The sequence below is a fragment of the Roseococcus sp. SYP-B2431 genome (assembly GCF_004336745.1).
GTDB lineage: Bacteria > Pseudomonadota > Alphaproteobacteria > Acetobacterales > Acetobacteraceae > Roseococcus.
On the sequence record NZ_SJXD01000027.1, the window covers coordinates 1 to 20,979 of the forward strand.

At 70.9% G+C, this 20,979-nt stretch carries 19 protein-coding genes; 10 read left to right on the plus strand and 9 right to left on the minus strand.

From position 1 onward, the window contains the following. Positions 1 to 454: 454 nt before the first annotated feature. The 3 genes from EJV46_RS16500 to EJV46_RS16510 all read right to left on the minus strand — a co-directional run bounded on the left by EJV46_RS16500 (position 455) and on the right by EJV46_RS16510 (position 3,418). Entirely contained in the window at positions 455 to 1,432 is a 978-nt protein-coding gene (locus EJV46_RS16500) for a tripartite tricarboxylate transporter substrate binding protein (protein WP_131549806.1), read from the minus strand. A 76-nt stretch (positions 1,433 to 1,508) separates the two neighbouring features. Further along, complete coding sequence (locus EJV46_RS16505; RefSeq protein WP_131549807.1) at positions 1,509 to 2,477, minus strand: tripartite tricarboxylate transporter substrate binding protein; 969 nt, start codon at positions 2,475 to 2,477, stop codon at positions 1,509 to 1,511. Positions 2,478 to 2,557: 80 nt separating this feature from the next. Continuing rightward, positions 2,558 to 3,418 carry a LysR substrate-binding domain-containing protein gene (locus tag EJV46_RS16510; protein WP_131549808.1) on the minus strand — a complete coding sequence of 287 codons (861 nt, stop codon included), beginning with the start codon at positions 3,416 to 3,418 and terminating at the stop codon, positions 2,558 to 2,560. Between the two features lie 124 nt (positions 3,419 to 3,542). Here EJV46_RS16510 and EJV46_RS16515 point away from each other — a divergent pair, with 124 nt between their 5' ends. Continuing rightward, positions 3,543 to 3,773 carry a DUF1127 domain-containing protein gene (locus EJV46_RS16515; RefSeq protein WP_131549809.1) on the plus strand — a complete coding sequence of 77 codons (231 nt, stop codon included), beginning with the start codon at positions 3,543 to 3,545 and terminating at the stop codon, positions 3,771 to 3,773. A 6-nt stretch (positions 3,774 to 3,779) separates the two neighbouring features. Here EJV46_RS16515 and EJV46_RS16520 read toward each other — a convergent pair whose 3' ends face one another. Then, positions 3,780 to 4,508 carry a S1C family serine protease gene (locus tag EJV46_RS16520; RefSeq protein WP_131549810.1) on the minus strand — a complete coding sequence of 243 codons (729 nt, stop codon included), beginning with the start codon at positions 4,506 to 4,508 and terminating at the stop codon, positions 3,780 to 3,782. Between the two features lie 185 nt (positions 4,509 to 4,693). Here EJV46_RS16520 and EJV46_RS16525 point away from each other — a divergent pair, with 185 nt between their 5' ends. The 4 genes from EJV46_RS16525 to EJV46_RS16540 all read left to right on the plus strand — a co-directional run bounded on the left by EJV46_RS16525 (position 4,694) and on the right by EJV46_RS16540 (position 10,677). Further along, positions 4,694 to 5,461 carry an ImuA family protein gene (locus EJV46_RS16525; protein WP_131549811.1) on the plus strand — a complete coding sequence of 256 codons (768 nt, stop codon included), beginning with the start codon at positions 4,694 to 4,696 and terminating at the stop codon, positions 5,459 to 5,461. 58 nt (positions 5,462 to 5,519) lie between these two features. Further along, positions 5,520 to 6,884 (plus strand): DNA polymerase Y family protein, encoded by a 1,365-nt coding sequence (locus EJV46_RS16530; RefSeq protein WP_131549812.1) that lies wholly within the window; start codon positions 5,520 to 5,522, stop codon positions 6,882 to 6,884. Continuing rightward, positions 6,857 to 10,156 (plus strand): error-prone DNA polymerase, encoded by a 3,300-nt coding sequence (locus EJV46_RS16535; protein ID WP_240782605.1) that lies wholly within the window; start codon positions 6,857 to 6,859, stop codon positions 10,154 to 10,156. The genes EJV46_RS16530 and EJV46_RS16535 overlap by 28 nt, the downstream gene beginning before the upstream one ends. Positions 10,157 to 10,224: 68 nt before the next feature. Further along, the gene (locus EJV46_RS16540) at positions 10,225 to 10,677 is read left to right on the plus strand and encodes a hypothetical protein (protein ID WP_131549813.1); all 453 of its coding nucleotides are present in this window, start codon (positions 10,225 to 10,227) and stop codon (positions 10,675 to 10,677) included. A 6-nt stretch (positions 10,678 to 10,683) separates the two neighbouring features. Here EJV46_RS16540 and EJV46_RS16545 read toward each other — a convergent pair whose 3' ends face one another. After that, entirely contained in the window at positions 10,684 to 12,036 is a 1,353-nt protein-coding gene (locus EJV46_RS16545) for an MATE family efflux transporter (RefSeq protein ID WP_131549814.1), read from the minus strand. Then, positions 12,033 to 13,283 (minus strand): FAD-binding oxidoreductase, encoded by a 1,251-nt coding sequence (locus EJV46_RS16550; RefSeq protein WP_131549815.1) that lies wholly within the window; start codon positions 13,281 to 13,283, stop codon positions 12,033 to 12,035. The genes EJV46_RS16545 and EJV46_RS16550 overlap by 4 nt, the downstream gene beginning before the upstream one ends. A gap of 73 nt (positions 13,284 to 13,356) precedes the next feature. Here EJV46_RS16550 and EJV46_RS16555 point away from each other — a divergent pair, with 73 nt between their 5' ends. The 4 genes from EJV46_RS16555 to EJV46_RS16570 are packed head-to-tail and all read left to right on the plus strand — an operon-like array spanning position 13,357 to position 17,238. Then, positions 13,357 to 14,238: a TauD/TfdA family dioxygenase gene (locus tag EJV46_RS16555; RefSeq protein ID WP_131549816.1), complete on the plus strand. Its 882-nt coding sequence runs from the start codon at positions 13,357 to 13,359 to the stop codon at positions 14,236 to 14,238. Further along, entirely contained in the window at positions 14,235 to 15,113 is an 879-nt protein-coding gene (locus EJV46_RS16560; RefSeq protein ID WP_131549817.1) for a fumarylacetoacetate hydrolase family protein, read from the plus strand. The genes EJV46_RS16555 and EJV46_RS16560 overlap by 4 nt, the downstream gene beginning before the upstream one ends. Before the next feature lie 37 nt (positions 15,114 to 15,150). After that, complete coding sequence (locus tag EJV46_RS16565; RefSeq protein ID WP_131549818.1) at positions 15,151 to 16,125, plus strand: tripartite tricarboxylate transporter substrate binding protein; 975 nt, start codon at positions 15,151 to 15,153, stop codon at positions 16,123 to 16,125. A gap of 15 nt (positions 16,126 to 16,140) precedes the next feature. Further along, positions 16,141 to 17,238 (plus strand): Ldh family oxidoreductase, encoded by a 1,098-nt coding sequence (locus tag EJV46_RS16570; RefSeq protein ID WP_131549819.1) that lies wholly within the window; start codon positions 16,141 to 16,143, stop codon positions 17,236 to 17,238. Positions 17,239 to 17,299: 61 nt separating this feature from the next. Here EJV46_RS16570 and EJV46_RS16575 read toward each other — a convergent pair whose 3' ends face one another. Genes EJV46_RS16575 through EJV46_RS16585 form a run of 3 tightly spaced genes read right to left on the minus strand, consistent with a single transcriptional unit; the run spans position 17,300 to position 19,975 of the window. Next, positions 17,300 to 18,259: a D-2-hydroxyacid dehydrogenase gene (locus EJV46_RS16575; RefSeq protein ID WP_131549820.1), complete on the minus strand. Its 960-nt coding sequence runs from the start codon at positions 18,257 to 18,259 to the stop codon at positions 17,300 to 17,302. A gap of 58 nt (positions 18,260 to 18,317) precedes the next feature. After that, the gene (locus EJV46_RS16580; protein WP_131549821.1) at positions 18,318 to 18,710 is read right to left on the minus strand and encodes a nuclear transport factor 2 family protein; all 393 of its coding nucleotides are present in this window, start codon (positions 18,708 to 18,710) and stop codon (positions 18,318 to 18,320) included. Continuing rightward, positions 18,710 to 19,975: a nucleotide sugar dehydrogenase gene (locus tag EJV46_RS16585; RefSeq protein WP_206020850.1), complete on the minus strand. Its 1,266-nt coding sequence runs from the start codon at positions 19,973 to 19,975 to the stop codon at positions 18,710 to 18,712. Before EJV46_RS16585 ends, EJV46_RS16580 begins: the two co-directional genes overlap by 1 nt. Positions 19,976 to 20,018: 43 nt before the next feature. On the opposite strand from EJV46_RS16585, the gene EJV46_RS16590 reads away from it, so the two are divergent. Continuing rightward, positions 20,019 to 20,975, plus strand: a complete 957-nt coding sequence (locus EJV46_RS16590) for a tripartite tricarboxylate transporter substrate binding protein (RefSeq protein WP_165585587.1) — start codon at positions 20,019 to 20,021, stop codon at positions 20,973 to 20,975. The last annotated feature ends 4 nt before the right edge of the window (positions 20,976 to 20,979 follow it).

A 20,979-nucleotide genomic window follows, 5' to 3' on the forward strand; every position in this document is an offset into this window, starting at 1 on the left:
CAGCACCAACAATGCCCAAATCCACCCAAGCCAAACACACAGCCAACACCAACCCCAGTCGCCCAAGGCAGCGCCAACCACGCATCCATGCCCAAGAAATCCGGCCATCATCAATCACCAAACATGGCAATCAATCAAACGCGCACATCTTCTGCATCAACAGATTTAACTGTGAAACAACGAACCCCGTCCTGCCGGAAGCCGGCCGGATTGGGCATACCCTCTCTTTCGAGTGGGACGCGGAGTCGGCCGCGAAGGACGTGGACCCTATCCGTTTCCGCCAGGGCCGTCAAGTTCTTCGTGGGTCGAAACCCGCTCCGCAAGGTCAGTGCCCTGCGGTGAGGCGGTATTTATGGCCCCGACGCCGAACTGTAAAGGCCCTGTCAGCAAAATGACTGCATGATCGGCATGCGTCGGGCACGGCTTGCGCGAATCGCGCTCCGCCGCGGGTGCCTCAGCTGTCCACGCGGATGTTGTTGTCGGTGATCACCCGCGCCCACTTGGCGATCTCGGCCTCGATGAAGCGCCCGCATTCCTGCGGCGTGCTGGCGACGATGTCGCAGCCCTGCTCCTCGATCTTCGACTTCACCGCCGGCTCGTTCAGCACCTGCACCATGGCCTCGTTCATCTGGCGCACGAGCGGCGCCGGCGTTCCCGCACGGCCCAGCAGCGCCCACCAGGTCGGCGCCGCGAAGCTGCCGAAGCCCTGCGAGGCGAAGGTCGGGCAGCCCGGCACGTGCCGGCTCTCGGTGGCCGTGGTCACGCCGAGCGCCCGCAGGGTGCCGGCCCGGATGTGCTGGCTCACGATCACGACATTGGTCATGAACAGCGGCACATGCCCGGCCACCACGTCCTGCACGGCCGGCCCGCCGCCGCGATAGGGCACGTGCACCAGGCGGAAGCCCCCCTGCTGCTGCAGCAGCGTCGTCGCGACATGCGCGAGCCCGCCCACCCCCGAGGTCGCGTAGTTCAGCGTGTCAGGCGCCTGCTTCGCCGCATCCACAACCTGCTGGAAGCTGTGGTACGGTGATGTATGGTGCGCGACCATCGCCAGCGGCCCCGAAGCCGCGTGGCAGACGGGCACGAAGGCCTCCATGGTCCTGAACGGCAGGCGCATCACGGTCTCGTTGGTCGCCTGCGTGTCGTAGACGAAGGTCCAGGTGCTCCCATCGGCCGGCGCCCGCGCCGCCTCCATCGCACCGGTGGCGCCCGAGGCGCCGCCGCGATTGTCGATCACTACGGCACGACCCAGCACCTCGGCCAGGCGTGGCTGGAACAGGCGGGCGATTGTGTCGGTGGAGCCGCCGGGGGCCCAGGGCACGATCAGCCGGAGCGGTCGATCCGGAAAGCCGGCCCCCAGCCCCTGGGCGCGGAGGACGGACGGCGCCGCCAGCAGACTGCCCGCGAAGCCGAGGAATACGCGACGATCCATGCCTTGGACCTCCTTCTTTGTTGTCTGGACGTGGTGATTCACTTGCCGGGCGTCGCCGGGGCTGGCAAGCCCGTTCTCAGCTTTCCGCGCGGATGTTGTTGGCCCGGATCACCTCGCCCCATTTGGCGATTTCGTTGCGGATGAAGGTCTCGGTCTCCGCCGGCGAGCTCGCCACGATGTCGGCCCCCTGATCCGCCATCCGCGCCTGGACGGGCGCCTCGGAGAGCACCTGCTTCAACGCCTGCTGGAAGCGCTCGTTGATCGCCGCCGGAATGCCGGCGGGACCGACCATCACCCAGTAGGTCAGCGCCTCGAAGCCCGGGAAGCCCTGCGAGGCGAAGGTCGGCACGTTCGGCAGGAAGCGGCTCGGCGCGGCGCTGGAGACGCCCAGCGGCATCAGCCGCCCCTCGCGGATATGCTGCAGGATGATCACGATGTTCGACATGAACAGCGGCACGTGCCCCGCCAGCGCGTCCTGCAGGGCGGGGCCGCCGCCGCGATAGGGCACGTGGCTCAGCTTGAAGCCGCCGCGCTGCTGCAGCAGCACCGTCGCGATATGCGCGAGCGAGCCCACGCCGGTGGTGGCGTAGCTCAGGGTGTCCGGCGCGGCCTTCGCGGCCTCGATCATCTGGGCCAGGGTGCGGAAGGGCGTCGAGGGATGCGCGGTGAGCGCATAGGGGCAGGTGCCCAGCAGCGAGCAGAAGGTGAAGGCCTCCATCACCCGGTAGGGCAGGCTCATCAGCGTGTCGTTGCTGGCGAGCGTGTCGTTCGCCAGCAGCCAGGTGTGGCCGTCGGGCAGCGCGCGGGCGGTCTCGCCGGAGCCGACCGATCCCGAGGCGCCGGCACGGTTGTCCACGACCACCGGCTTGCCCAGGATCTCCTGCAGCCGCGGCTGGACGATGCGCGCGACCGTGTCGTTCGAGCCGCCCGGCGGATAGGGCACGATGATGCGCACCGGCCGCTCGGGCCAGGACGATTGCGCATAGGCCGGCGCGGAAAGCGCGGATACGGCGAGCATGGAACCCAGGGCGGTGCGGCGGTCCATTCCGGTGTTTCTCCCTCGTTGTGGGCGGCACCAGAACACGCGGCGGGCCCCAGGCTCAAGGGGCCTCTAAAGGGGCCTGCTCAAGACGCCTGCGCGAAGCCTTGCCGGATCGCCTCGGCCAGCGCCGCGCCGCCGGCCGACAGCGGCAACGCGCCGGTCGACAGCATGATGCCCATCTCGGTGAGCGGCGGCAGTCCCTCGGCCTCGCCGAGCCAGGTCAGGCCCGATGGAAGGCGCGTCGGCGTCGAGATGGTCAGCGCCAGCCCGGCGAGGGCGACGGCGAAGCATCCGGATTGCGTGGAGCTGTTGTAGGTGACGCGAACCCGCCGGCCCTCGCGTCCCAGCGCCTCCAGCGCGGCGCGGCGCCAGGTGCAGCCGGGATGGGCGGTCGCCAGGGGCAGCGGATCGCGCTTGTGAAGCGCGCTGCCCTGCGGCCCGACCCAGCGCAGCGGCCCGCGCCAGACCTCCTCGCCGCCGGTGCCGTTCCCCTCGGTCAGCAGCGCCATGTCGAGATGGCCGTGGGCCAGGCGCCGGGCGAGTTCCTCCGAGCTCATGCAGAGCACGTCCACCTCGATCCCCGGATAAGCCTCGCCGAAGCGGGCCAGGATGCCGGGCAGCCATTGCAGCGCGTAGTCATCCGGGCTGCCGAGGCGTACCTGGCCGGTGATGGGCGGAGCACGGAAGGTGGTGATGATCTCCTCGTTGAGCGCGAGCAGGGTGCGGGCCCGCTCCAGCAGCCAGGCGCCCTTGTAGGTGGGCTCGAGCCCGCGCGGGCCGCGGCGCAGCAAGGGTTCGCCGAGCACCTCCTCCAACCGGCGCATCTGCATGGAGACGGCGGACTGGGTGCGGCCCACGCGCTCGGCCGCGCGCGTGACGCTCTGGCCCTCGGCGATGAGGACGAAGCTGCGCAGCAGTTCTGGATCGAGGCCGGCGGGGAGCATCGGGCAGAGCATCACAAAAACTGATGAAGGACGTCAAGATTAGTCGTTTGAGTGATGATTCCGGCAGTGCGACTATTTCCTCGCGCATCGGAGCTGATGCGCGGAAATCCAGAAGGAATGCGTCATGTCTGCCGCCCGTCTCCTCTCCCCCTCAGCGTTCAGGCCCCATGCCGCGCTCGATGGCCAGAAGGATGGCTTCTTGTGGCTGGAGCACCTCACGCGATTCTGGCGCGCCTACGAATCGCGCCAGCATCTCGTGGAACTGGACGGGCACATGCTGCGAGACATCGGCGTCACCCCGGCCGAGGCGCGCCACGAGGCGATGCGCAAACCCTGGGACGTCCAGGGCTGCTGACCGCGCTTAATCCACGCTGGCGAGGCGGAAGGCGGGCAAAGCCCCCATCCGTCTTGCCTCGTCCATCGCCTCGCGGATGTCGAGGATGAAGACCTGGCGGCGATCGCCCTCGGCGAAGCCGGCCAGGTCGACCCCGGTCATCATGGCGAGGACGGTGGCATGTCCAGGGTGGGGCAGCGCCGTGGTCAGGCCCATCACCTGCCCGTCGCGGTCCACGACCGGGCCGCCGGAAAATCCCATCAGGGCGCCGAGGCGGGCCGTGAAGCCCGGCCCGAAGCCGCGCAGCTGAATCCAAGGCCGTGCCACGCGCCCCGTGGCGAGCGAGCGGCCGAGCCCCTCCGGGCCCAGGGCCCAGATCGCCTGGCCCTGGACGGGGAGGTCGGGCGCGAGGCTGGCGGGGCGCAGGAAGCCCTCGGGCATGCGGAGCACCGCGAGATCCATGCGCGGCGAGGTGCCGACGAGGGTCGCCTGGGCTTCCGCGCCGCCATCGGCGCGGCGGACGCTCACATGGCCCCCGGCCTGGCGCACCACATGGGCATTGGTGAGGAGATGTCGGCCATCCACGGCGATCCCGGCACCGACGGAGACCCCGCCCGCCTGCAGGCTGGCCAGGCTCTCGCGCGCGACGCGCTCGGCAGGCGTGCCTTCGGCCTGGATGACCGGCAAAGGGGCGCAGGCGGCGAGGAAGGCCAGGACAAGCACCATCATGGGCGCCAGCCGCGAGGAAGAACTCATCGAACTGTGCCTCCTTTGGGGGATCAGGGGCAGAGTGATGGGGAGAGGTTAAGAAAGCCCTTCTCCGGGCTGATTCGCCTGGGATTTCGCGGAAGGTTTTTACGAGCCTCGCCGCGCGCGCCCAAAGGCTTGACCAGGCAGGGCCAGAATACTAGAACATTTAGAGAACATTCATCGCAACCCACATGCCCCCCCAAGCCACCCTCACCCAACCGACCGAGCCCGATCCGACCGACCGGGCGGCCCTCCTGGCTGGGCTGCGGGCCCGGATCGCGCGGCTCGATCCCGGGTTGGCGAGCTTCGGCGCCCCCCGCGCTGCTCTGCCGCTCTCACCCGAGCTCGACGCGCATCTGCCCTGGAACGGCCTCCCCCTGGCGGGGTTGCACGAGGTGCTCTCGGCCGAGCCGGGGGCCGCCATGGGCTTCTCCGCGCTGCTGCTGGCGCGTGCCCAGGCCGCCCTGCCCGGCCGCTCCGTTCTCTGGATCGCGCCCGAGCCCGATGCCTATCCAGCCGGCCTCGCGCGCCTCGGCCTCTCGGCGGCCAGCCTGATCCTGGTCCGTACCCCGCGCCCGGCCGACGCGCTCTGGGCTGCCGAGGAGGGGCTGCGCTGCCCGGCCATCGGCGCCGTGCTGACCTTCGGCGAGACGCCCGACCTCACCGCCGCCCGACGCCTCCAGCTCGCCGCCGAGACGGGGGGCGGCATCGGCCTGCTGCTGCGACCTGACGACGAAAGCCCGGGCCCGACCGCGGCGCTGACCCGCTGGCGGCTCTCCGCCCGGCCCTCGCCCGAGGCCGGCCCGCACCATCTGGGCGAGCCCGGCTGGGAGATCGCCCTGCTGCGCGCCCGTGGCGGACGGCCGGGCGCCTGGGTCGGGGAATGGGACGCGGCGCGCGGAGAGCTGCGGATGCTGGCGCCCGCACAGGCCGGGGCGGCGAAGCGGAGACGGGCGTGATCCAACGAGGGGCTGCGCTCCCCGTCAGGGCTCTTGGCGCTGGGCCTGGAGGCTCCTGATGGGTAGCCGCCGCTTCGCCCGCACGCCGAACCTGCCGCTCTTCGAGGGCGGGCTGCCCTGCACGGCGCCCCCCCTGCTCCCGGCGCAGGCTGGTACGCCCCTCGGCGAGCGGCGCTTTCTCATGCTCCACGGCGAAAAGCTCGCCGCAGAGCGTCCGGCCGTCTGGGCGTTGCGCTTCTCGCCGCTGGTGGGGATCTGGCGGGATGAGGGCCTCCTCATCGAGACCACCGGCCTGCCGGATCGCGAGCCCGAGCTGCTGCGCCGCGTGCGGGGCGCCTTCGCCGCGGCCGGGGCGCCGGCGCGAGGGCTCCTGGGATGCGCCCCCGCCGCGCTCGCCGCGCTGCTGCGTGCCGGCGCGCGGCCGCAAGTGCTGACGCCGGACCAGGAGGCAGCCGCGCTGCCCCGCCTGCCCGTCACCGCCCTCGCTTTGCCGGAGGAGATGATCCCCGCCCTGCACCGGCTGGGCCTGCGCGACGTCGCAGCCCTGGAGGCGCAGCCGCGCGGGCCCCTCGCCCGCCGCTTCGGCCCCGCCATCGCCGAGGGGCTGGCGGCGCTGCGCGGCCGGATCGCGCCCTTCACCCCCGTCCGACCGCCGCCGCGTCATGTCCAGGCGCAGGAATACCTCTCGCCGCTCTGCACCGCGCCGGCCCTGGAGCGGGCGATCGGCACGCTGGCCGACCAGCTCTGCACGGGACTGCTGGAATCCGGCGAGGGCGCGCGGGCGCTGCGGCTGCTCGCCTTCCGCGGCGACGGCTCCTGGCAGGAGCTGCGCCAGGGGCTCGGCCAGGCGAGCCGCGACCCCGGCCATCTGCGCCGCCTGCTGGACCGCCGCATCGAGGAGCTGCGGCCGGAGCTCGGCTTCGAGAAGCTGATCCTCGCCGCCGAGGTGACCGAGGCGCTACACGCCCGACAGGCCGGCCTGCCAGGCGAGGAGACGCCGCAGGAAGCTTTGTCCGAATTGCTCGATCGCCTCGCCCAGCGCGTGAGGATCTGGCGGCTGGAGCCGCGGGAATCGCACTGGCCCGAGCGCGCGGTCCGGCGGGCCAGCGCCTTCGAACCGGTGGTGGAAGCGGCGCCCGCGCCCAGGCCTTTGCGGCTGCTGCGGCGGCCCATCCCGATCACCGTGAGCGCCCTCGTGCCGGATCATCCGCCCTTCCAGATCATGATCGGCAAGCGCGTGGAACGCGTGGTCTCCGCGGAGGGACCGGAGCGCATCGAGCCCGAATGGTGGCGCCCCCCCGAGGACCGCCCGGCGCGCGACTATTATTGCGTGCAACTCGCCTCGGGAGCGCGCTGGTGGGTCTGCCGGCGCGGCGCCATGGGCGATGAGGAAAAGTGGTTCGTCCACGGATTCCTGCCGTGACGGTGCTGCCGCTGCCCCCGCGGAAGCGCGCCGGCCGCGCGGAGCCGGCCCAGGCCATGTTCGGCGAGCTTGGAGCGCTGTCCAACTTCACCTTCCTGGAGGGCGCCTCGCACCCGCACGAGCTCGCCATGACGGCTGCGCTGCACGGCCATCGCGTGCTCGGCTTCGCCGACCGCAATTCCATGGCGGGGGTGGTGCGCGGCTGGGTGGATTGCCAGCGGGCCGTCAAGGAATTGAAGGAGGAAAAGGGCATCGAGACGGAGCTGCGCTTCCTGGCGGGGGTGCGGCTCTGCCTGACCGACGGCAGCGAATACCTGGCCTGGCCGACGGACCGTGCCGCCTGGGGCCGGCTGTGCCGCCTGCTTTCGACGGCGCGCATGGAGGCGCCCAAGGGCGAATGCCCGATCACGCCCGAGCAGATGTACGCGGCGATGGAGGGGCAGGTCCTGGCGCGGATGGCGTCGGACGCGCCAGACCGGGCCTTCGCCTCCCGCCACGCGCGCGAGGCGCGGATGCTGCGCGAGCGACTGGCGATGCCGCTGCTGCTCGCCGCGCAGACCCGGGCCCGCGGCGCCGACCGGCACCGGCTGGACATGTTGGCGCAGATTCCCGAAGCGCGGCTGATCGCGGCCGGCGGCGTGCGCTACCATGTCCCGGACCGCCGGCGGCTGGCGGACGTGCTGAGCGCCATCCGCCTCGGCCGCACCGTGGACGCGCTGGGCTTCGCGGCCGAGCCGAATGGCGAGGCCTGCCTCAAGCCGGAGGCGGAGATGCGCCGGCTCTTCGAGGGGCATGAGGAGGCCGTGGACCGCGTGGCCGAGGTGGAGGCGGCCTGCCGCTTCCGGATGGACGATCTCCTCTACGAATATCCGGAGGAAATCCTCGACCCCGGACGCACACCGCAGGAGACGCTGGAGGCGCGCGTCGCGGAGGCCGCGCCAAGGATGTGGCCCAATGGGGTGCCCAAGGATGTGCAGGCGCAGCTCGACAAGGAACTCGGGATCATCGGGAAGCTGAAATACGCATCCTACTTCCTCACGGTGAGCGAGATCGTCCGATACGCGAGGAACAATGACATCCTCTGCCAGGGACGCGGCTCCGCGGCCAACTCTGCCGTCTGCTACGCACTGGGCGTCACCTCGCTCAATCCGAAGACGTACAGTCTCCTCTTCGAACGCTTCATCAGCGAGGAGCGTGGCGAGCCGCCCGATATCGACGTCGATTTCGAGCATGAGAAGCGCGAGCAGGTCATCCAGCACATCTACGAGCATTACGGCCGCCATCGCGCCGCCATCGCCGCCACCGTGATCCGTTATCGCAGCCGCAGCGCCATCCGCGAGGTGGGCAAGGCGCTCGGGATCGAGGAGGAGGCGACGGCCTTCATGGCCAAGGCCGCAGGGTCTCCGGGCAATGATTCGAGCTGGGAGGAGATCGCCGAGGCGCGTGGGCTGGACCTGGCCAACCCCTGCGTGCGGCTGGCCTGCGAGCTGGCGGAGGAGATCCGGAATTTTCCCCGGCATCTCGCCACGCATGTCGGCGGCTTCGTCCTCACGCGCGGGCCGCTCACCGAATTCTGCGTCGTCACCCGCGCGGCCATGAAGGACCGCCACACCATCGAATGGGACAAGGACGACATCGATGCGATGAAGATGCTGAAGGTCGATGTGCTCGGCCTAGGCATGCTGAGCTGCATCCGCCGCGCGCTGGACCTGACGGGCATGACGGCGATGACGGACATCCCGCAGGAGAACAAGGCGACCTACGAAATGCTGTGCCGCGGCCAGAGCCTCGGCGTCTTCCAGGTGGAGAGCCGCGCGCAGATGAACATGCTGCCGCGCCTCAAGCCGCGCGAGCTGTACGATCTCGTGGTGGAGGTCGCGATCGTGCGGCCCGGCCCCATCCAGGGCGATATGGTGCATCCCTACCTGCGCCGTCGGAACGGCGAGGAAGAGATCGATATTCCGGAGGGCCTCGAGCACGTCCTGGAGAAGACCAAGGGCGTGCCCCTCTTCCAGGAGCAGGCTATGCGGATCGCCATCGACGGCGCCGGGTTTTCGCCTGCGCGCGCGGATCAGCTGCGCCGCGCCATGGCCACCTTCAAGCACACAGGTGACATGCCGAAGTTCAGGGCCGACTTCATCGCGGGGATGCTCAAGAAGGGCCATAATGAGGAATTTGCCGAACGCTGCTTCAAGCAGTTGGAGGGTTTCAGCTCCTATGGCTTCCCGGAATCCCATGCGGCCAGTTTCGCGCTGTTGGTCTATCTTTCCGCCTGGCTGAAATGCCATCGTCTTACGGCCTTCACCTGCGCGCTGCTGAACAGCCAGCCCATGGGCTTCTATGCCCCAGCGCAGATTGTCCGCGAGGCACGCGATCACGGCGTTCAGGTGCGGCCCATCGATGTGACGATCAGCGACTGGGATTCCACGCAGGAGGACATTCCCGGGTCGAGCCGCCTCCCTGGGCACAAGCTGCGCCACGCTCTCCGACTCGGCCTCCGCCTCGTCAGCGGACTTTCCAAGGAAGCAGCCGAACGCATCATCGCCGCCCGCCCCTTCACCAGCCTCCGCGACATGATCCTCCGCGCTCGCCTCGACCGCCGCAGCGTGGAGCGTCTCGCCGAGGCGGACGCGCTGCGCGGTCTCGGCCTCGATCGCCGCGCCGCCATGTGGGAGGCCGCCGCCGTCGAGCGCGAAGTCCCGCTCGAAGCGCCCGTCGCCGAGCCCGCCGCGCGGCTGCCCCGCGCCACGGCCGGCGAGCAGGTGGTGCTGGACTACACCGGCACCGGACTCAGCCTCCGCGAGCATCCGCTGACCCTGCTGCGCCCGGAGCTGCAACGCCTGAAAGCCGTCAGCACGGCCGAGTTCGCCGCGGCCCCCGCCGGGGCCTGGCTGCGCGTGGCGGGCCTCGTCCTGGTGCGCCAGCACCCCGGCAGCGCCAAGGGCGTGATCTTCTTCACCATCGAGGACGAGAAGGGCGTGGCCAATCTCGTGCTCTTCAAGCACGTCTCGCAGCGCTACCGCGCCGAGGTGGTGGGCGCGCGCCTCGTCATCGCCGAGGGGCGAATGGAGCGGGGGCCGGGCCATGTGCCCATCCTGCACCTCGTCGTCCGCAAGCTGGAGGACCATTCCCACCTCCTCCACTCCCTGCACGAGCTGGACCTCGATCCCTGGAACAAGGTCGTCTCGCCGCGGGACGAGATCCTGCACGGCGGCCCTCCTCCGAAGCCCGGCAGACAGGTCCTTCGCCAGCGCAGCCGGGATTTTCATTGAGGCCTTCGATATAGATTTGCGAGTCATTCGCAATTGCACTAGCGTCTCCGGACATCGGAGGTATTCCCATGGCGACTCGCGGCCTGCCCGCCTGGCCCCATCTCGGCCAGGATTCAGAAGCTCTGCCCGAGGCGGAGCGCCTGCTGCTCGACGCCGCGCGGGCCTGGGCGGCCGAGGGACCGGCCGGCCCCATGGCCGAGGCGGCGATCGTCCTGGCCGCCAGCGGCATCGAGGGCGCGGCGCTGATGCTCGATCCGCTGCTGCGCGTCCTGCCGACGCTGCATCTGGCCGGCCCGCTCTGCCCCCAGATCACCGAGAGCGAATCCGCGCTGCTGCTCGCCATCAGCGCGGCGCAGCAGGGCTCGCGCAGCCTGGCGCTCGGGCTGCTGCACCGGCTGGCGCCGCCGCTCACCGCCTATCGCGCCATGCCGCTGCTGATGGGCCTCGCCTGCGCGCTCAAGCGCGGCGGGCACGTGCTCGCCGCAGCCTTCGAGCCCTCGCGCCTGCCGCGCGGGCTATGACGCAAGCTATGCCCCCTTGGGCCCCCAGACGCCGGGCCGCACCGCCACCGCCGCCAGCACCCCATAGGCCGTGACGCCGAGCGCCACCGCCACGAACTGCCCGTCCATGCCGAAGCCGAGCACGTCGCCCAGCAGCCAGCCGCCGCCCACCGCGATGCCGAGGCGCGAGAGGCCGGCCGCCACCGGATAGCCCATCCGCCCCGCGCCCATCGCCGCGAAATACATGGCCATGCCCAGGCCGAAGCCGCCGAAGGCCGGGCCGATGAAGGCCAGCGCCCGCGCGGCGATTGCCGCCACCTCGGCATCCGAGGCGAAGAGATTCGCGAAGGTCAGCGGAAACAGCGCCACCGTGATACCCACCGAGGAGCAGACGCCGAGCGCCATCAGCCCGCCGACCCAGGCGGTGCGCCGCGCCGTCTCCCAGTCGCCCTGCCCGACCGCGCGCCCGACCAGCGCCGTCAGCGCCGAGCCGACGCCGAAGGCCAGCGGGATCATCATGAATTCCAGCCGCGCCGAGACGCCGTAGGCGGCGACCGCGACGGGCCCATAGGAGGCGAGCCGCGCCGTCACCAGGATCGTCGCCAGATTCGCCACCAAAGCGAGGCAGCAGGCGACCGCGCCGACAGCCAGGATGCGCCGGAAGAGCGGCCAGCGCAGCGTCACCCGCAGGTCCAGCCGGAAGCCCGCGGCACCGGAGAAGACCACCCTCGACATCACGAAGGCCGCCACCCAGAAGACCACCGCGAAGCCCATGCCGATCCCCACCAGGCCGAAGCCCAGGACCTCGGCGAAGACAAAGGCGAGGACGGGATAGAAGATCCAGGCGAAGTTCAGCACCCTCGCCGCCAGCGCATGCTTGCCCGCGCCGCGCAGGACGGAGGCGAGAGTATTGGCCAGCCAGGCCGGCACCGCGCCCAGCCCGAAGAGCACCATCGCATAAGGTGTGGCCGCCGCCGCCGCCTCGGGCCCGCCGATCAGCGGCAGCACCACGCCCGGGAGGACGGCCAGCACGAGGACGAACATCGCCGCGAAGCCGAGCGCGATCAGCAGCGCATGCACCGCGAGCTGCGAGGCCTCCTCCTCCTTCTTCGCGCCCAATGCGCGGGCGATCGCGGAGACCACGCCGCCCCCCATGGCGCCCGCGGACATCTGGCCGAGCAGCAGCGAGAAGGGCAGCACCACCGCCCAGCCGGCCAGCGCGGCACGGCCGAGGCGGGCCGCGATCACGGTCTCGATGAGCAGCGCCGCGACCTGGAGCACGGAGACCAGCGTCGTTGGCGCGGCCAGCGCCAGGATGCGCCGCGCGAGCTCACCGCCGCTGGGCCGCAGGGCGGCACTCACCGCCTCGGACGTGCTCATGCGAAACGCTCCACGCCGAAGGGCGTCAGGTCGGTGTTGGGCGCCGGCCCCAGCATGGCGGCGGCGAGGAGCGCGCCGGTCGGCGCCGAGCCGGTCAGGCCGAGGTGCCCATGCCCGAAGGCGCACCACAGTCCCGGCCAGGCGCGCACCGGGCCGATGACCGGCAGGCTGTCGGGCAGGCAGGGGCGATGCCCCATCCAGTGCGGGCGCTGCTCGCGCGTGTCGGCCTGGGGATAGACCTTGGCGAGGTCCTCCAGCAGCAGCGCCGAGCGCGCGGGGCTCGGCGGCGCCTCGGTGCCGCCGAACTCCACGGAGCCGGCGACGCGCAGCCCCTCCTCCATCGGCGTGAGGAAGACCTTGCGGTCGGCCGGGATGATCGGGCGGCGGGGCATGACGCCGGGGGACGGCAGCATCACGTGATAGCCGCGCTGGCTCTCCATCGGCACCCTGATGCCGAGCGGCGCGAGCAGCTTCGCCGACCAGGCGCCGGCCGCGAGCACGACGTGGTCCGCCTTGAAGGGCGCGCGATCGATCATGGCGCCCGTCACGCGATGCTCCTCCGTAACGAGCGCGGTGACGGTGCCGCGCCGCAGCGTGCCGCCCATCCGCTCCACGCCGCCAGCCACGACGCGCGACTGGCGCAACGGATTCACCGAATGACTTTGCCCCGGCAGGAAGACGCCGGTGCCGTAGGCCTCCGAAATCTCGGGCTCCAGCTCCAACAGCTCGCTGCGGCTGAGGACGCGCATGTCGAGCCCATGCCGCCGACGCAGCTCCCAGGCCGCGTCGTCCTTCGCGAGATGCGCGCGGTCCCGGTAGAGGTAGAGCTGGCCCTGGTGGGAGATGACGTCGGCCGCCTCCTCGGCCTCGAGGATCTCCAGGTGCCGGTCCTCGGCGCCGCGCAGCAGCGAGGCCAGCGCCTGGGCGATCGCCTGCACGCGCTCCGGCCGCGCCGAGAGCACGAATTTCCACAGCCAGGGAAAGGCCGCCGGCCAGTACCGCGTGGGGATGGTCAGCGCGCCCTTCCGGTCCAGCAGCATCTTCGGCACGTCGCGCAGCACGCCCGGCATCGCGAGGGGCGCGACCGAGCCTGCGGAGATGGCGCCGGCATTGCCCGAGGAGGTGCCCTCGCCCGGCCCCGCACGATCCACGACCGTGACCTCGGCACCCGCGCGCGCAAGGTACCAGGCCGTGCAGAGGCCGACGATTCCGGCCCCGATGACCAGCACCCTGGGTCTGTGATCCATGGCTCAGCAACTTCCGTAAGTTGACTATACAACACGCCGACGCGATCATCTCGTCAACCGAGGGACACGGACCATGCGGATCGCACCGAACGACAGCGGGCTGGGCGCGCGCGTGCTCGATATCGATCTTTCCCGGCCGCTGTCGGCCGAGGATTTCCGCGGCGTGCTGCGCGCGCTCGGCGATTACGGGGTGCTGTGCTTCCCCGGCCAGGATCTCGATGCGCCGCAGCTGGCGGCTTATGGGAACCGCTTCGGCGACCTCGAGGTGAACGTGGCGAACCTGTTCCACGCGCCGGGCCTGCCCGAGGTGATGATCCTCTCCAACAAGCGCGACGCGGCGGGGAAGCCGATCGGCCTCAACGATGCCGGCCAGGGCTGGCACACGGATATGAGCTATTCGCACGACATCGCGCTCGCCAATGTGCTGCATGCGAAGGAGGTGCCGCTGCGCGAAGGCCGCCCGCTCGGCGACACGCAGTTCCGCAACCAGCGCGCCGCCTATGACGATCTGCCCGTTGAGGTGAAGGAGCGGCTGGAAGGCAGGGTCGCCATCCACGATTTCCAGAAGTTCTGGGACATGATGCGCATCCGCCCCGGCTCGATCCGCGGCCCGCTGACGTCGGAGCAGCGCGCGAAGAAGCCGCCCGTGCGCCAGCCGGTCTTCCGCGAGCATCCGATCACCGGGAAGCGCGTCCTCTACTGCAATCCCGGCTACGCCATGTTCATCGAGGGCTTGGAGAAAGACGAGAGCGACGCGATGCTCGACTATCTCTTCCGCCACCAGTCGCAGGCGAAGTATCTGCACAGCCACGCCTGGACGCCGGGCGACGTGCTGATGTGGGACAATATCGGCACCACCCACAATGCCATGGCCGATTACGGGCCCGACGAGCATCGCTTCATCCTGCGCGTGCAGGTGATGGCGAGCCTGGACTACGCGGCGCTCGCGGCATGAGGCTCGCGACGCTGAAGGACGGCCGCCTCGCCGGCGTGCTGGAGAATGCGCTCGTGCCGCTGGCGGCCGCGCTGGATGCGGCCGGCGGGAATGGCGCGGCCCTCCCCCGAGGCATGATCGCGCTGCTGGCGAACGAAGCCGCCATGACCGAGGCCGCGCGGGCCGTGGCCTTCGCCACGCGTCCGGAGCACGCGAAGCTGCGCCTGCCGCTGGACGAGGCGCTTCTCGACGCGCCGCTGCGTCCCGGCAAGATCATCGGCGTCGGCCGCAACTACGGCGCCCATGCGAGCGAGGTGGGCGGGCCGAAGCTGGAGGCACCCAAGCTCTTCCTGAAGCCGACCTCCACCATCTGCGGCCCCGGCGCCGAGGTCGCGATCCCGCGCGCGGTGACGAAGCCCGACTGGGAGGTGGAGCTCGCCGTCGTCATCGGCGCCCCCGCCTTCGAGGTGGAGGAGCGGCGCGCGCTGGAGCATGTCGCCGGCTACACCATCCTCAACGACGTCTCGGCGCGCGAGTTCCAGTTCGACGTGCCGCTGGCCATGACGAGCTTCGCCAAGGGACTGCAGGATTTCTGCCCCATCGGCCCCTGGATCGTCACGGCCGACGCGCTGGGCGAGCCCTGGGCGCTGGACATCGCCTGCACCCTCAACGGCGAGGAGGTGCAGCACGGCAACACGCGCGAGCTCATCTTCTCCGTGCCCGCGCTGATCGCCTACATCTCGCGCTTCATGCGGCTCGACACGGGCGACGTCATCGCGACCGGCACGCCTTCCGGCTCCGGCCATTTCCGCAGCCCGCCGCGCTACCTGAAGAGCGGGGACCAGCTGGCGCTGACGGTGGAGCGCATCGGCACGCTGCGGCACGGGATCGCCTGATCGAAACTTCGCAAACCAAAAACACGGGGAGGCCAATATGCTTCGATGGATCGCGCTGCTCCTGCTCATCGCGGGCCCGGCGGCGGCGCAGCCGCGCGCACCCGGCACGGATTATCCCAGCCGCCCCGTGCGCGTGGTGGTCGCCCTGGCGCCGGGCGGCAATGCCGATATCAACGCGCGGCTCGTCTCCGGCGCGCTCTCGCAGCAGATCGGGCAGCAGTTCGTGGTCGAGAACCGGCCGTCGGGCGGCGGCACGGTGGCGATGGAGACGGTCGGCCGCGCCGCGCCCGACGGCTACACGCTGCTGGTCGGCGCACTCGGCTCGCATGCGCTGAATGTGGGCCTCTACCGCAGCCTGCCTGTCCATCCGCTGACCGGGCTGGATCACATCACCATCAGCTCGGAGAGCGCGATCGTGGTCACGGTGCATCCCTCCACGGGCTGGCGGAACGTCGCAGAGATGCGCGCGGCGCTGCTGGAGCGGCCGGGCCACTATGTCTTCGGCAGTTCCGGGAACGGCACGACGGGCCATATCGCCGCGGCGCTGCTGCTGCAGCAGATGGGCGCCGCCGCGCAGCACGTGCCCTATCGCGGCTCCGCCGCCTCCTTCGCCGATCTCTCGGCCGGGCGCATCCAGATCCAGGCGGACACCATCTCCTTCCTGGAGCAGCATATCCGCGCCGGCACCGTGACGGGCCTCGTCATCGGCACGAACCAGCGGTCCCCCATGACGCCGGGCGTGCCGACGGCCGCCGAGGCCGGCGTCCCCGGCTTCCAGGCGACAACCTGGACGCCCTGGTCCAGCGCCATCGGCACGCCCGCGCCGATCCTGGAATTCCTCCAGCGGCAGGTGGCGCAGTCGCTGGCGGCGGGGCCGGTGCGCGAGCGCATCCTCGCCCTCGGAAACACCATTCCGGAGGGGATGACGCCGGTGCGCACCCGTGCCTTCATCGCGGCCGAGATCGACAAATGGGTGCCGATCGTCCGCGCCACCGGCGCGACGGTGGATTGAGACTTCGAGGAAACGATGAACGCGACGCATGAATCCGTGAGGGCCCAGATCCTCGCCATCCTGACGGCCTGGGGCAGCCCGGAGCGCAATGCCGCGACCACCGCCGATGTCATGGTCGAGACCGACCTGATGGGCGTCGACAGCCACGGCATCTCGATGCTCATGAGCTACGAGGAGATGCTGAAGCTCGGCCAGCTCCGCATCGCGGGCGAGCCCCGCGTCATCCGCGACTTCGCCGCGACCGGGCTGGTGGACGGCGCGGACGGGCTCGGCCATCCGGCGGCGGTCATGGCCATGAAGCTCGCCGTCGAGAAGGCCAGGATTTTCGGCGTGGGCGCGGTGGGCGTGGTGAACAGCCATCATTTCGGCGCGGCCGGCGTCTATTCCCGCATCGCATCCGAAGCCGGGCTGATCGGCCTCGTGACCTCCTCCGCACGGGGCATCCTGATGGTGCCGACGCGCGCCTCCGTCCCGGTGCTGGGCACCAATCCCATCTCCTTCGCCGCCCCGGCCGGGCCGGAGCACGAGGATGTCGTGCTGGACATGGCGACCACGACGGTCGCGGGCAACAAGGTCAAGGTCTACCACCTCAACGACAAGCCGATCCCGGAGGGCTGGGTGCAGGACGAGGCGGGCCAGCCCGTGACGGACTCGCACGTCGCCATGGACTACGTGTTCAAGCGCAAGGAGGGCGGCATCACGCCCGTGGGCGGCCCGGAGACGCTGGGCGGCCACAAGGGCTACGGGCTGGCGCTGATGGCGCATATCCTGGGCGGGACGCTGGTGGGGGCGAGCTTCTCGCCGATCCGCAACCTCAGCCAGAAGAAGGACGAGCCGAACAACATCGGCCATTTCATGCTGGCGGTGGACCCCCGCGCCTTCCGCGACATGGAGGAGTACACCACCGACCTCGACGCGGTGATCGACGTGCTGCACGGCACGGAGCCGGCGGATCCCGCGAAGCCCGTGCTGCTCCCGGGCGAGCCGGAGAAGTTCGCCCGCGAGAAGCGGCTGAAGGATGGCATCCCGATCCCGGCGAGCCTGGAGGCGCTGATCCGGGGGATCGCGGAGCGGGCGGGTGTGCCCTATGTGCTGACGGAATCCGCGGCCTAGGCAGCCCTTGTTTGGCGCGCGACTCAGATTTCGGCGCCTTCGCGCCCTCGATCACCGCGCTTCAATAGCCCGCCGCCCGGTCCACCACGGCCAGCAGCGGCTTCCCCTCGAGGAAGCGCCGCAGGTTCTCGACGAAGAGTCGCGCCACGGCCTTGTCGCGCTCGGCATGCATGCCGCCGACATGCGGGATCACCTTGATGTTCCTCGTCGTCCAGAAGGGGTGGCTGGCCGGCAGCGGCTCCTGGCGGAACACGTCGAGCAGCGCGCCCGCGATCCTTCCGCCCTCGACGGCGGCGACGAGGTCCGCATCCACGATGGCCGAGCCCCGGCCGAAATTCAGCAGCCAGGCGCCGGGCTTCATCCTCGCCAGGCGGCCGGCATCGATGAAGTTCTCCGTCTCCGCCGTGGACGGCAGCAGCAGGACCACGAAGTCGGAGCGCGCCAGCACCTCGTCCGTGCGCTCCGGCGGCAGCACCTCGGACACGCCCTCGGCCGGCGCCGGGTTCCGCCGCGTGCCGATGACCTGCATGCGCAGGGCGGTCGCGATCTTCGCCAGCTCCTGCCCGATGGCGCCGAGGCCGAGGATGCCCAGGGTCTTCCCGTTCAGCGACACGGGAACGCGCCGTTCCCAGCGGCTCTCCTTCTGCGCCTCGGCGGCCGCGGCATAGGGCTTGGTCAGGTGGAACAGCGCGCCGAGGATGTTCTCCGGCATGGAATCGCCATGCGTGCCGCGCGCGCTGGTGAGGAGGAGGTCCGCCGGCAGGTCGGGCAGCGCCAGCCATCCCTCGACGCCGGCCATCAGCGCCTGCGCCCAGCGCAGTTTTCCCATGCGCGGCAGCACGCCCGCCGGCACGACCCAGCCGAGCAGGATCTCCGTCTCGGCGAGCTGCGCCTCGCTCGGCGCCTGTGCGCGCGGCAGCGTCTCGACCTGGACGCGGGGCGCGAGGCCCGCGGCCTCGATCGCGGCGACATAATCCTTCGGCGTGTCCGTCCAGAGGAGCACGCGGGCGCGGTTGGTCATGGAGGCTCTCCCGTTTGCGGCGAGACTATCGCCGCGAGGGGAGGCCTCCAAGCCGGGGTCACTTCACGTCGGTGTGAAAGCTCTTGCTGACAATCTTCCAGCCCTCGCCGGTCTTCAGCAGCAGCAGGTAGTCGGTGAAGTAGCGCGGCGGGATGCAGCAGTTCACCTTCACGCAGGCCGCGTCCTCGCCGGCCATGTCGATGGCCAGCACGCGGTCCTCGCGCTGGAAGCCCATCTCGCTCGGCTTCTGGCGCGCGGCCATCCACTCCAGCCATTGCGCGCGCGGCAGGTCGGCCACCGTGCCGTCCTTCGCCACGCTGTAGAGATGCGCAACGGGGTGGAAGGCGGCGGAAATCTTCGCGCCGTCGCCCTCGTAGAGGCCGTCGAGATAGGTGCGCACCACCGCCTCGATGGCAGCGAGCGCGGGCAGGCTCATGGAACCCTCGGGCATCAGGCGTTCTCCTCTCGATGGGGGACGATCGGGCGGCGGAAGATTCCGCGGGTGTCGATGATGCGGCGGCCCGCCAGGGCGGCGGGCGGAAGGCGCGCGAAGACGCGGTGATCCGTCAATACCAGCAACGTCCCCGGCAATTCCAGCGCGGCGTCGAGTGACAGGAGCGGCGCCTCCAGCCCGGCCGGCGGCGCGTCCAGATGCGGCTCCACCGCCACCACGAGGCCCGGATGGCGTTGGGCCAGCGCGGCGGCGATCGCGAGCGCGGGGCTCTCGCGCAGGTCGTCCACGTCGCCCTTGAAGGCGAGGCCGAGGCAGATCACGCGCTCGCCGGCCGCGCAGAGCGCCGAGGCCTGCTCCAGCACGGCGGCGCGCTTGGCCGCGTCCACCGCGCGGGCCGCCGGGATGAGCCGCGCGGCCTCCGGCGCGCCATGGGCGAGGAACCAGGGGTCCACCGCGATGCAATGGCCGCCGACGCCAGGGCCCGGCTTCAGGATGTTCACCCGCGGATGCCGGTTGGCGAGCTCGATCACCCGCCAGACATCGAGTTCGTGCCGTCCGGCGATGAGGGACAGCTCGTTGGCGAAGGCGATGTTCACGTCCCGGAAGGCGTTTTCGGAGAGCTTCACCATTTCCGCCGTCGCCGCATCCGTGGCGTGGACCTCGCCGCGCACGAAGAGCCGGTAGAAGGCCACGGCGCGCCGGGTCGCCTCGGGGGTGAGGCCGCCCGCCACCCGGTCGTTCTCCACCAGCTCCGCGAGGATGCGGCCAGGCAGCACGCGCTCCGGCCCATAGGCGACATGCACCTCCCCCAGCTCCGGCCGCAGCCCGCGCAGCAGCTCCGCAATCCGCGCCGTGGTGCCGATCGGGCTCGTGCTCTCCAGCAGCACGAGGTCGCCGGACCTCAGTGCCGGCGCCAGCGCCCGCGCCGCGTCCAGCACATGGCCCAGCATCGGCGCATGGCCGGGGCCAAGCGGCGTCGGAACCGCGATGACGAAGACATCGGCCGGCGGCGGCTCCGCGTGCAGGGTGAAGAGCCCGGCCCGCAGCGCCCGTTCCAGCAGCGCCTCGACATCGGCCTCGGCGATGTGGCTGCGCCCGGCCGCCAGCGTGGCCCGCACCGCGGCGCTGGTGTCCACCCCGTGCACGCGAAGGCCGCGGCTGGCCAGCAGCGCCGCGGTGGGCAGGCCCACATAGCCCAGGCCGAGGACGGTGACGCTCGTTGTCATGCCGGGAAGCTTGCCATGGAAGCGGGGCTTCCGCATCGGCCCAAGCCGCGCGAAGCTGCCGCCAAACGAGGAAACCGACATGATCCGCAGACGCGCCATCCTGGCCGCCCCAGCCCTGCTGCCGGGGCTCGCTTCCGCCCAGCCCGCCTGGCCGCAGCGTCCCGTGCGCGTGATCGTCCCCTACGCCTCCGGCGGCGGGACCGACATCCTGGCCCGCGCGATCGGCGATGCCATGCGTCCGCACATGTCCCAGCCCATCGTCATCGAGAACCGCGCCGGCGCCTCCGGCGTTATCGGCAGCGAGGTCGTCGTCCGCTCGGAGCCGGACGGGCATACGCTCATGGCCGTGGTCTCCGCCCATGTGATGAACAAGCATGTGCTGCCGAGCCTGCCCTTCGACCCCGTCCGCGACGTGTCCCCCGTCGCCATGCTGACGCGCAGCACCATGGTGCTCGCGGCCTCGCACAGCCTGCCCTTCAACGACATCCGGGGCCTGGCGGCCTTCGCCCGCGCCAACCCCACGCGGCTCTCCACCGGCAGCACGGAGTCGCTTTCGCAATTCATCGGCCAGGAGATGGCGCGGCGCATCGGCGCCGAGATCCCCGACGTGCAGTATCGCGCCGGCAGCCAGCTGATGACCGACATCGTGGCCGGCCACCTGCCGCTGGGCTGGACCAGCAGCGCCAGCGCGATGCCCTTTATGGCGGGCGGCCGCGCCAAGATCATCGCCGTCAGCACCGCCACGCGCACGCCCTTCTTCCCGGACGTGCCCACCATGCAGGAGCAGGGCATCCCCGATTTCGACCTGCCCGGCTGGGTCGCGCTGCTCGGGCCCGCCGGCATCCCCGCCCCGATCATGGCCCGCATCGGCGGCCTGCTGCGGACGGCCTATGACGACCCGGCGCTGCGTGCCCGCTTCACCTCCATGGGTATCGAGCCCGACCTGCGCGCTCCGCCGGCCACGCTGGCGGCGATGCAGCGCGAGGACGCCCTCTGGGCCGCGGCCGCCGCCGCCGGCCGCCTGACCAAAGCCTAGGAAA